The following is an 11,353-nucleotide window of genomic DNA, read 5'->3' on the forward strand; positions in this document are numbered from 1 at the left end:
TCACATTTGTGATTTTTTATATCTTGTCTAATGGTTATGTTCTATTTGATTAAACAAATCGTTAATACAAGATCTGGGCAGTAAAGGGTAACAGTTGAAAATACACCTGAAGGAGTTTTGAACTGTTTGTTTTTATTTTAGGCGATCGCTATTAATCATTAGTGATAGTTTACATGGTATAAAAAAACGGTCTATTTTGTTCTCAGCTTAAAATATTGATCTATCTATCATTTTGTACATTACAGTTGGTTAATTTGTATGCCTACAATCTGTGACTATCTGCTAATAAGCATAAAATTACTTATATTAATTACCAGTAAGTGTCTGAAATCACAGTTTGTATAGACAGTTTTATCTTACTTTCCGCTCATAAAAATAAAACACTCTTATCTTCCCCAAGACCAATAAGAATGAATTATTCAAGGAAAGAAACGTGAATTTTAAATTGTCTACGATAGCTAAACTGATGTTCCCTCTGCTTTCTACTGCTGCCATTGTTGGTTGTAATAGTTCATCAGATTCTTCTGGTGATTCTGGTAACGGATATTTCGATACCACAAATCCACCACCGATTGATATCAATCTACCCGCAACAGATGGTCCAGTCGCAAAACTGCCAGCAGGTGGTGCTGTTGAAGAGCCTATTCAAGCCGCTAATGGCGAGGCTGTGCTCTATTTTGTTGAAAAAAGTGATTCTGCGGTGGCTAAAAGTACCGCTGATTATTTAAATTACAGCCTGCATATTTGGAACAATGACAAATGTGACCGTGCTGATGATGAACTATTAGTAGGGTGGGATGATGAAAGCAATAAACCAGTTGGTGCCGATCAGTATGGTCCGTACTGGAAGTTGCCATTAACGGCAGGTAGTACGAATTGTATTAACTTGATTGTACGAGATAACAATAAGCAAAATTTGCTTGGTACTGATGGTTCAATCAATTTTGATGATATTACCGACCGAACCGCTTCTATTGTTGCAGGGAGTGGAACCTCAGTTGATAGCCGTGAAAGTGCATTTGTTTCAATTTCTGGTATAGCTAACGCCTCTGCGCATTTAGTCGATCAAAATACATTAGTGTGGGATGGCGCAGAAGGGGCAGATGAAGTTCGTTTATATGTGTCGTTAGCAGCAGACATTGAACCTAAAGGTGATGCTTACGCGTATGAAAATGATTATATCGTATTAGACAGTGGCACAATGTCGGCCGATGCTATTACGAAATTCCCACAATTGGTTGGTAAACCTGCGTTCAGTGTCGATAGCGCAATTAATATGCGCCCAGTAATGAAAGCCGAAATGGCAGTGATTGCTGTAGATAAAGACGGCAATGTTCTTGGCGGTACCAAAGTACAACCAGCTGGTGCCTATGATGATATGTTTGCACAGTATGCGCGTAATGCTGAATTAGGAGTAGTACTCGCGGGTAGTGAAGCGACATTCCAAGTATGGGCACCGTCGGCACAAAATATTGTTACCGTATTATACGATGCCAACAAGAAAGAGTTAGGTCGCTTACAGATGGACTTTGATGAAGACTCTGGTGTGTGGTCTCTTAAGACAGATAAAGCACCAAGCGGTACCTTCTACCGTTACTTAGTGTCAGTCGTTCACCCTGTAACGGGTGATGTTGAAGAATACGAAGTTACTGACCCATATTCCCTGAGCTTGTCGACGAACTCGGAATATAGCCAAGTGATAGATCTTGATGATCCAGCATTGAAGCCAGATGGTTGGGACTCATTAGAGCGTCCGTTCAAACAAGATAATCCATCAAAGTTTGTTATTTATGAATCGCACGTGCGCGATTTCTCTGCTCAAGATACATCAACACCAGAAGCAGTTCGCGGGAAGTTTGAGGCATTCACTCAAGACGACACTGTGCCTGTTCGTCACCTTAAGTCGTTACAAGAGAACGGTGTGACTCACCTGCAATTATTACCAATCTTTGATATAGCGACTATCAATGAAGATCCAAATCAAGTTGCTAACATTAATGAACCCTTCAGTAAGTTATGCGATGTGAACTCAGATGTGAAAACGTCATCGTTTAAGAATGATTGCTCTTCTGGCTTAACTATTGCTGAAGTACTTGAGCGTGAGCAGGGCAACGACACAACAGCCAATCCATCTGTTCAAGAACTTAACCGTCTAGTGTCTGCTACTGATAGCTTTAATTGGGGTTATGACCCATTGCATTACACTGTGCCTGAAGGGTCTTACTCGAGCAATCCTGATGGCACTACACGTATTTTAGAAATGCGTGAAATGGTGAAGTCGATTAAAACAGACATTGGCATGAACGTTGTTATGGATGTGGTATACAACCATACGAATTCGGCAGGTCCTGAATCTAAAACATCAGTGCTAGATAAGATTGTACCTTGGTACTACAACCGCCTAGACCCTGAAACAGGCAATGTCAAAAACTCGACGTGTTGTTCAAACACCGCACCTGAACGCGCGATGATGGGTAAGTTGATAAAAGACTCGCTGGTGGTGTGGTCTCGTGATTACAAGATTGATTCATTCCGTTTTGACTTGATGGGGCATCACCCATTAGCACAAATCCAAGAGTCATTAGCAGCCGTTAAAAATGTCGATCCGAATACTTACTTTTATGGTGAAGGCTGGAACTTTGGTGAAGTTGAAAACGATCGTCTTTTTGTACAAGCAACACAACCTAACTTAGGTGGTACGGGCATAGGTAGTTTCTCTGACCGTTTACGTGATGCCGTCCGTGGTGGTGGTCCATTTGATGGCGGTAATGGGTTACGTGAAAACCAAGGTTTTGGTAATGGTGCGTTTGTTCAACCAAATGACATTACAACAACGGATAAAGAAACAGCATTACACTTAGCTGATCTGACGCGTTTGGGTATGGCTGGAAACCTTGAAAGTTTCGTAATGGTTGATTCAACTGGAAGTAAAGTGCGTGGTGACCAAGTTGATTACAATGGTCAACCTGCTGGCTATGCGGTTGACCCTTCGGAAGTACAAAACTACGTATCTAAGCACGATAATCAAACCTTGTGGGATAACAATCAATACAAGATCCCGTATGGTGTAACATCAGCGACACGTGTAAGAATGCAAACGGTGTCTTTATCAACGGCTATGTTAGGTCAAGGTGTACCTTTCTTGCATATGGGATCAGAGCTTCTACGCTCTAAATCAATGCAGCGTGACTCATACGATTCAGGTGATTGGTTCAACAAGGTTGATTTTACGCTAGAAGATAACAACTGGAATAAAGGGTTGCCGCGTAAAGATAAAGATGGTGATAACTACGACATTATCACCGAAGTGATTGAAGGCAGCGGTGAAAATGCTAAGCCAACATCACAGAATATGGAAGATATGGTGAGCTTCTATCAAGAGCTAGCTAATCTTCGTCAATCTTATCCTCTCATCACGTTAGGTACGGGCGAAGAAGTTAATGCGCGTGTTGATTTCCATAACACAGGTACAACACAAGAAGCGGGTCTGATTGTGATGAGTATCGATAACGGAACCACTTCTGGTACAGATTTAGATTCAACGTTAGATGCGCTGGTGATTGTGATTAACGCAACGCCAGCCGTGAAGACGTTTGATATTAAGCAGACTGGTTTCACTGTGAGTGAGAAGCATACGACAGCGTTAACAACAGGTGCATCAGTAGCAGATACCAAGTTGACAGTACCAGCATGGACACCAGTTGTATTTGTGCAAAAACGTAGTGGTGAACGTGGTGTAGGTTTACCTGTTTCAACGAAATAATTACGCGACAACGATATAGCGAGTTGCATAATTAACTACTGTTATCTACCTTAGCTACAGGGTAGGTATTCACAAAAAACTATCCCTCAGTGAGTATTAATACATTCACTGAGGGATTTTTTATTTACGCCATAAGTGAATACACGAGGTAATCAGACTAGTGTTTATCTGGCCAATACCAAGACGGAACATCAAGTAAGCCCTGATCGGGAATGATGGTTTCACCGAGCTGTTTATCTAAATTGATTGCATTACATGAAGGGTGTTCTTCTAGAGCTGCAATCAGGCGGCTGGCATGTGATACCACCCAGACTTGAGTTTGTTCTGAAGCATGTAAAATTAAACGGGCCAATGCTGGTAATAAATCAGGATGTAAACTGGTTTCAGGTTCATTCAAAACCATCAAATTGGGTGGGCGTGGTGTTAGCAATGCTGCTACCCAAAGTAAATAACGTAAAGTGCCATCAGAGAGTTCTGCGCCGGATAAAGGGCGGAGTAGTCCTTCTTGATGAAATTCAATGGAGAACCGACTATCTTCGTGACAGACAATGCGAAGGCGAGCTCCTGGAAAAGCATCATCAATAGTTTTATGTAAAGTGACGCTGTCACCAATCTCAATAATGGTTTGTAGCGCAGCTGCCAAATCATGCCCATCGTGATGTAATACGGGAGTACGTGTACCTAGTTGTGGCTTGCGGGCTGGTGCGTCTTTATCTGTACGAAAATGATCATAAAACCGCCAGCTGCGAATGAGTTCGCGCATGTGAAAGACTTCGGGTGCGCCATTAGGATCTGATATGTGATCGAACATACTGTTGAAGTGCTGAATGTGCTGAGAAGCTACTTGCCAACTTCGCCCGTTACGTACTTTTATCATCGAGCCTTTACGGTCAACCAATGCACTGGCTGGACGATAAAACGGACCACTCCATATACATTCACGTTTTATTTCAGGATCGAGTGAAAAGTATGAGTTGGATGGTTCAGGTAAACCAAGTGCGATTGAATAACCAAAATCTTCGGTGGTAAATCCTAAACGTAAACGTCGTACTTCAGTACGTACACTTCCTTCTATTGGCACATCGCCGCGACGCATTGCTGCGGTAATATTTTCGGGACCAGCCCAAAAGGTGGAATCTAATCCGCCTTCAGAAGCCAATGTATTTATCACGCCACCATTAGCAGTATCTGCTAATAATTTCAGAGCTTTATATAGATTTGATTTTCCACTTCCATTGGCGCCAGTAATAACGTTTAGCGGGCCTAAAGGTAATGTTAATTGTAAAACAGAGCGATAGTTATTGATGGAAAGCGATGTAATCATAAAGCCTGCTGTAATTATCGGAGCATAATGACGTTGAGGTAATTTGCGTTAAATCATACATGAAATGGTTGCGAAATATTACTTCTGTTCAAGTTAGATTCACACTCAATAGAGCAATCTAATATGATGGTAAGAGGTCTAATGTGATTTGCTAAGTTGCATTTACTGAGGTAAGTTCACAGCAAGTGATGGTTTAGGCCAAATTGAATTATGAAAGAGGCACGATTATGAGAAATATTATTGCTGGTTTTATTGCTATTGTCATTGGTCTATTTACGGTGTCGTTCGCAGCAATAATGGCATTATTTATCGGAGTGGCGGCATTTATAGCTAAGCCATTTATTCAACGAAAAATGGCACATGCTTACTCTACTACTGCCGAGCAAAGATCTTTCGATGAATCGCCTTTAGATAAAGCAACGCCGTCACATGATGTGATTGATGGTGAGTGTGAAGATATAACAGTAAAGCGTAAGTTCTAATCATGCGTAACAGTTATATTGAACCGTAAGTGTTCCAAAACGATTGAGCTGATAAATCATACAAAACGCCAGCGTACAGATTTATATCTTGCGTTGGCGTTTTTGTCTTTCTAGTGATATCAAATGCGTTAAAACACCATTCAAGTTACCGTTATAGTTATAAAAATATGCAGCAAATCCCCAAACAGTGTATCTCATCATGTTGGTAAGTACGGTTCATTGTATCGTCAAAAAAATGTCAGGTTTTTTGAGGGTAACCTGTTTGAACATCCCATAGAGTGAACTTTCTACTGATTGTTCTAATAATAATGTTCTTGAATTTGAACTTATAATGTTAATTTGAATGATTGAAAATGTATTTATTTTAATCGTTCTAAATTAATTATTTTTCTGAACTTATTTTTCATTTGAAATGTTCAATTTGTAATCTTAATTGTGTCATTAAATATTAACAAGGTTACATGAGGTTACAATATTATAATTCTTTGCTTTCTGTAGTAATTATCCACTATGACCCTTAGCAAAACCGCTCTACTAAAGGGCTAGAGCTAAGATACAAGACATCGATAATATAACAAACTTATCACCATCACTGATTTAAGCGCAACCTGAAGGTGTTTTGTTCGTTCTTCATGTTGATTTTAGGGGGATTATCCGCAAAATATGCTTATAGAGTGTATTTATGAATATGTGCACTTGGAAGTAATTAATAGCATTTAGCATGTGAATATATATAACGACGGCGATGTGTGGGTGTTAATAAAACTCATGATGATTCGATATTTATAAAATCGTAGAGCGATACAATATAAGAAGGTATTGATGCTTTACCTTGTTAAGTAATAAATTCACAAAGGTGGTGTTTACTACGAAATAATAGTCATTCGAAATTTTATGTGAGAAATATCCTTGAGGTGGCGTAATTGCCCTACGAACTAAAATTGAGCTTGGATTATAAAGAAAGGCATTTGTATGATTATAAATTGTCCCTACTGTCAAAAAAACATCTCTAGCCATGATGAGAGCTGTGTTCATTGTGGAGAGAAGGTTGCGGTTAAAAAGAATGGCTTTAAGTTTATTTTTATTCCTATCGTTATCGCGACTGGTTTTACTTTACTGAATATCTTTTCTGAAGATATAAAGAAGTTTTCATCTTCTACTACAGATGTACTCGCTTACAAATATGTTACTGAGAGCCAAAGAGGTGATGCAAAAGCCTACCTCGAAGGTAAAGACCAAAGGCAAGTTATCTCGCTGGCCCAGACGAAGCTAGGAGTACATTCAACCGGAATTATCAACAAGAAGACATGCACGATGGCTATTGCTGAAGGCTACCAGCCTCTTATGAGTTCTGTTAATTCGGTAGCTTACGGTGGACCATGTGACTTATATAAAAATGATGCAGATGTCATATCTAACTTAAGAAGCTTACACATAAGGCGAAATATGGGGTCAGAAGCTTTCGAAAAGTGCAATGAAATCCTTCATTATTCAAACGCTTCGTGTAATTACACAGTCGTTGATTTCAAGATTAACCCTTTTACTAAGCTTGATTCGCCATTTCATCATATTGTAGCCATTGATTACACAACTCAAAAGGAAGGAGAAGCAAAAATAAAGAGATTGGCCTCATGCGTTACGGGCAATGATTATGTCATCATTGATGCGCTAAAAATTCCTGCAAATGCATACGGTAATATTTAGTTTAAATTGGCTTTAAAAGCGAGACAATACTAGAAAGGCGATACATTACAACATATCGCCTTTTTGAGGGAAGTTGGAGAAATTTATGACCTCCACGAACAGTCATTCTTTCAGTCTACTTCTTAGCCTAAGTTCAGCTTAGATACGGAACTTACTCACCTCACTGTTTAGATGTTGAGCTATTTCATTTAGCTCCTGTGATGAAGTTTGTGCGTGATCTGCTTCTGTCGACATTTGATCGGACACATCATTCACTGCTTGAACATTGCGGCTAATCTCATCGCTTACTGCACGTTGCTCTTCTGCTGCACTTGAAATGTGGGTCGCCATGTCAGAGATGTCTTGTATCGAACCGGTAATACGTTCTAAGGCATTGGTGGCATTATTAGCATCAGCTACACTGGAGTTTGCTAAGTCTTTACCTTGCTGCATGGTTTCTACTGCATTGTGCGTATTACGTTGGAGTGTTTCGATCATTGAGCGAATTTCTTCTGTTGAACTATGCGTACGTTGAGACAGTACACGTACTTCGTCGGCAACAACTGCAAAGCCACGACCTTGATCACCGGCGCGTGCAGCTTCAATCGCAGCATTCAGTGCAAGTAAATTAGTTTGTTCTGCAATATCACGAATGGTAGAAAGAATAGCATTAATACCTTGGGCATTATTTTCTAGCTCTTTGATGATAGCAGAAGCATCTTGCACATGATTTGCAAGGTGAGTAATTGATTCTTGGTTGCGAGTGATTACCGCTTTACCTTCATTACAATTATCGTTTGATGCACGTGCTGCTGATGCCGTTTGCTCTGCGTGGCTTGCAACCTCTTGTGCAGTGGCTGACATCTCATGAATAGCCGTAGCAATTTGTGATATTTCATTTAACTGTACGTTTAAAGCATTGCTGGTTGTTAACGCAGCGTCATGGCTGGTTTTTGCTTGTTGCGAAAGCTGCACCGACGAGGTTGAAATTCCTGTTATTGAAGTATGTAGCTTTTCAATAAAGGCATTCACTTCTTTGCCTAACTGACCAATCTCATCATCTTGTTCAATTGCGAGGCGACGAGTTAGATCACCATCGCCTTGTGATAGATCTTTCATTGCATCAGAAAGGGCATTCAATGGCTTTAGTGCACGAGTTACAAGCAGCGTTGCGACACCAATAACTAAAATTAATTGAATAATCACACCAATTATTGCATCAGTAAACGCATCATTGACATGCTGGTAGGCAAGTTTCTTATCCATAACAAGTGAAAAGTACCAATCTGTGCCGGGTACCTGCTTTATACCAACAAGGCTTTCGCTGCCATCGACCGTTAATGTAATCAGCTCATTACTGGCTGCCGCTTGCTTTATCGTATTAGCGTTTAAGGTGCTATTGAGTTCAGTGGTCGGTTTTAGGGTAAATGCCTGATTAGGGTGCGCGATAATTATACCATTACCGCTTAACAGCGTGGCATAAACACCGTCTTGTTTAACCGCTAAAATATCGCTAATTAACGCATCGATTGAAACATCACCTGCAATAACTCCAGCATTTTCTTTAGCAGTGAAAGGCTTTGCTATTGTGATGACTAATTTACCGGATGCAGCATCAACATATGGGGAAGTAACCGTCATACTATTTGCTTTAACAGCATCCAAATACCAAGGGCGCTGGCGAGGATCATAATTGTCAGGAAAGGTGATAGGTTTACCAGTTATGACTTGCCCAGCTTTTGTACCCGCGTATACAAGATCAAAATTACCAGCCAAAATGGCCTGATGCAGTGATGGTATCGGTTCTGATTGTTGATTAAATCCTTCGATAGAGGCTTCAACAATGGCTTTTTTTCCATCAAGCCATTGTTCGATACTGTTAATATTTGCATCTGTTAATGATGATATAAGTTGCTGAGTCGAGCGATCTGCATCTTGTTCTAACCGTTCGCTTGTGAGCCATGTTTGTACACTTGCAATTGTCAGTATTATTCCGGCAAATGTTAAAGATAGTTTGTTTTTAATTGATAAATTCAAACTAAAATCCCTCATTTTAATTTTAATTTTAAGGTTCGTGCTATTTACAGTTTGTGATAAATAGAATGAAAGCCCCACACGTTTTTTCATTATTATTGATAGCCAGAGGCTCGGCGGGATTAACGCATATCTAGGTAGAATTATCTGTGATAGTCATTATTTTTCCACTCGGTGTCACATTATTGACGATAACCCACTGTTTTAGTCGGGTATTTTTTGAGCAACTCTAAGTGCGGGTATTATATGGGCTAATAAGAGCTATCATGATTGATTCATGGCCGTAATGGGTTGTGTTTTAGCCTCATTTTTGTGAGGTTGATCATGGGCTGATTGAGTGATGTCAGTATTCATTCAGGTTTCTGAGGTCAATATTATATAAAAATATAATTAGAGAACTCGTATCAAACGTTCAATACCGCAAATACTTCGAAGTGATATTGAAATAGTGCTTAATAATATGTTCGATGCTTACCCATTATGTAGTAACACTAAAAGTAGTCATCTTTATCACCGTCAACAAACAGATGCATATGAGCGTTTGTTACTGAATATAATATCTTTGGTTAAACGTGAGCAATTAGAAACTGAAAAATATGAAACCAGTATAATTCATTTATTAAAGCCATTTTTTGATGTTTTTCCAGAAAAGTCGGTCATGTTAAAAGCGTCGGTCAACATAATTGCTGATAAGTTACGTACAGCGAAATATACATTGAATAGTAGCTATTTACTGATTGAGTAAGCGAGCTTATATGATTCGTTAGGTAGCCTAAGTTTTATCCTTATAGACAGAGAGAAATTAAATGGCGATGACAGTTGGTGTTGGAGGCTCCACTCCAGAAAAGGAACTGGCAAGATTATTCGATATGACCACAGGGATTGAACCTGTGTCGCAGGGTGAGTATCAACGTCGAATTGTAGGGGCACAGCAAATCATGCAGCGAGAAGGCATTGTTGCTGTTTACCTCAATGCCGGAACAAACCTGTTTTATTTTACGGGTATGCAATGGAAACCCAGTGAGCGTATGGTAGGGGCTGTGTTGCCTGCACAGGGTATGGTGCAATATATCGCCCCCGCTTTCGAAGAAGATACAATTAAAGATTTTATGGTGTTAAGTGGTGAAATTTATTGCTGGCATGAAGATGAAAGCCCGTATCAGTTGTTTAGCCAAATGCTTGCTGAACTGAATGTAGCTTCTGGCAATATTGGTATTGATGAATCAACCCCATTTTTTATTTCAAATGGCATACATTTAGCGACAGAAGGGTATCAACTCGTTGATGCGAAACCTGTAACTGCAGGTTGCCGTAGCTGTAAAACACAGACTGAAATAGCCTATTTACAGCGTGCAAAAGAAATGACAATGGAAGTGCATAAAGCCACTGCTCGTATTCTAAAAACAGGTATTTGTACAACGGAAGTACGAGATTTTATCCACCAAGCACACATTAAGGTTGGTGCCCCCAAAGGGGCATTTTTCTGTACCGTTTTGTTCGGTGTATGTTCTTCGTTCCCACATGGTGTAAAAAATCCTCAGCTTCTAAAGGAAGGTGACATCGTTTTAATCGACACGGGTTGTGAGGTTGAAGGTTATAAATCAGATATTACACGTACCTATGTGTACGGTGAACCCAATGAGAGGCAACGTCAGGTCTGGAATGCAGAAAAAGCCTCTCAACAAGCAGCATTTGAAGCGGCTAAATTAGGCGAGCCATGTGGGAGTGTTGATCTTGCAGCACGACAACAGCTTCTGCTAGATGGTTTTGAAAGTGATTATGCCTTACCTGGACTACCACATCGCACCGGGCATGGTACCGGCTTAGATATTCATGAATGGCCATATTTAGTGAGAAGCGACATGACACCGCTTGCTGTTGGTATGGTTTTTAGTAACGAGCCGATGATTTGTGTTCCCGGAGAGTTTGGTATTCGTTTAGAAGATCATTTCTATATGACAGAATCGGGTCCTAAATGGTTTACCGAGCCTGCTCATTCGATTGATAACCCATTTGGATATGATGTTTAAGATATCAACGTGACATCTCACTATTCGACTAGTACGG

Annotated in this window: 7 protein-coding genes; 5 read left to right on the top strand and 2 right to left on the bottom strand. The window is 40.1% G+C overall.

Annotated elements, in window-relative coordinates; all coding sequences use genetic code 11:
* Window positions 1–433: 433 nt before the first annotated feature.
* Window positions 434–3,763 carry a pullulanase-type alpha-1,6-glucosidase gene (gene pulA / locus C9J48_RS10445; protein ID WP_006229862.1) on the top strand — a complete coding sequence of 1,110 codons (3,330 nt, stop codon included), beginning with the start codon at window positions 434–436 and terminating at the stop codon, window positions 3,761–3,763.
* Between the two features lie 157 nt (window positions 3,764–3,920).
* Here the strand turns inward: pulA and C9J48_RS10450 are convergent, their stop codons facing one another.
* Window positions 3,921–5,087, bottom strand: a complete 1,167-nt coding sequence (locus C9J48_RS10450) for an AAA family ATPase (RefSeq protein WP_006229863.1) — start codon at window positions 5,085–5,087, stop codon at window positions 3,921–3,923.
* 227 nt (window positions 5,088–5,314) lie between these two features.
* Between C9J48_RS10450 and C9J48_RS10455 the strand changes: the two genes are divergently transcribed.
* Window positions 5,315–5,569: a hypothetical protein gene (locus C9J48_RS10455; protein WP_006229864.1), complete on the top strand. Its 255-nt coding sequence runs from the start codon at window positions 5,315–5,317 to the stop codon at window positions 5,567–5,569.
* Between the two features lie 972 nt (window positions 5,570–6,541).
* Complete coding sequence (locus tag C9J48_RS10460; RefSeq protein WP_006229865.1) at window positions 6,542–7,273, top strand: hypothetical protein; 732 nt, start codon at window positions 6,542–6,544, stop codon at window positions 7,271–7,273.
* Window positions 7,274–7,411: 138 nt separating this feature from the next.
* On the opposite strand, the gene C9J48_RS10465 is transcribed toward C9J48_RS10460, so the two are convergent.
* The gene (locus C9J48_RS10465) at window positions 7,412–9,289 is read right to left on the bottom strand and encodes a methyl-accepting chemotaxis protein (RefSeq protein WP_036803040.1); all 1,878 of its coding nucleotides are present in this window, start codon (window positions 9,287–9,289) and stop codon (window positions 7,412–7,414) included.
* A 445-nt stretch (window positions 9,290–9,734) separates the two neighbouring features.
* Here C9J48_RS10465 and C9J48_RS10470 point away from each other — a divergent pair, with 445 nt between their 5' ends.
* Together C9J48_RS10470 and C9J48_RS10475 are read left to right on the top strand one after the other, a co-directional pair.
* Entirely contained in the window at window positions 9,735–10,031 is a 297-nt protein-coding gene (locus C9J48_RS10470) for a hypothetical protein (RefSeq protein ID WP_131541635.1), read from the top strand.
* A 61-nt stretch (window positions 10,032–10,092) separates the two neighbouring features.
* Entirely contained in the window at window positions 10,093–11,316 is a 1,224-nt protein-coding gene (locus C9J48_RS10475) for a M24 family metallopeptidase (RefSeq protein WP_006229869.1), read from the top strand.
* Window positions 11,317–11,353: the final 37 nt, after the last annotated feature.

Source organism: Photobacterium profundum (assembly GCF_003026285.1).
Lineage (GTDB): Bacteria > Pseudomonadota > Gammaproteobacteria > Enterobacterales > Vibrionaceae > Photobacterium > Photobacterium profundum.

Coding starts and splice junctions, on each gene's coding strand:
- C9J48_RS10450 (WP_006229863.1), bottom strand. CDS start 5,087: ATGATTACATCGCTTTCCATCAATAACTATCGCTCTGTTTTACAATTA.
- C9J48_RS10455 (WP_006229864.1), top strand. CDS start 5,315: ATGAGAAATATTATTGCTGGTTTTATTGCTATTGTCATTGGTCTATTT.
- C9J48_RS10460 (WP_006229865.1), top strand. CDS start 6,542: ATGATTATAAATTGTCCCTACTGTCAAAAAAACATCTCTAGCCATGAT.
- C9J48_RS10475 (WP_006229869.1), top strand. CDS start 10,093: ATGGCGATGACAGTTGGTGTTGGAGGCTCCACTCCAGAAAAGGAACTG.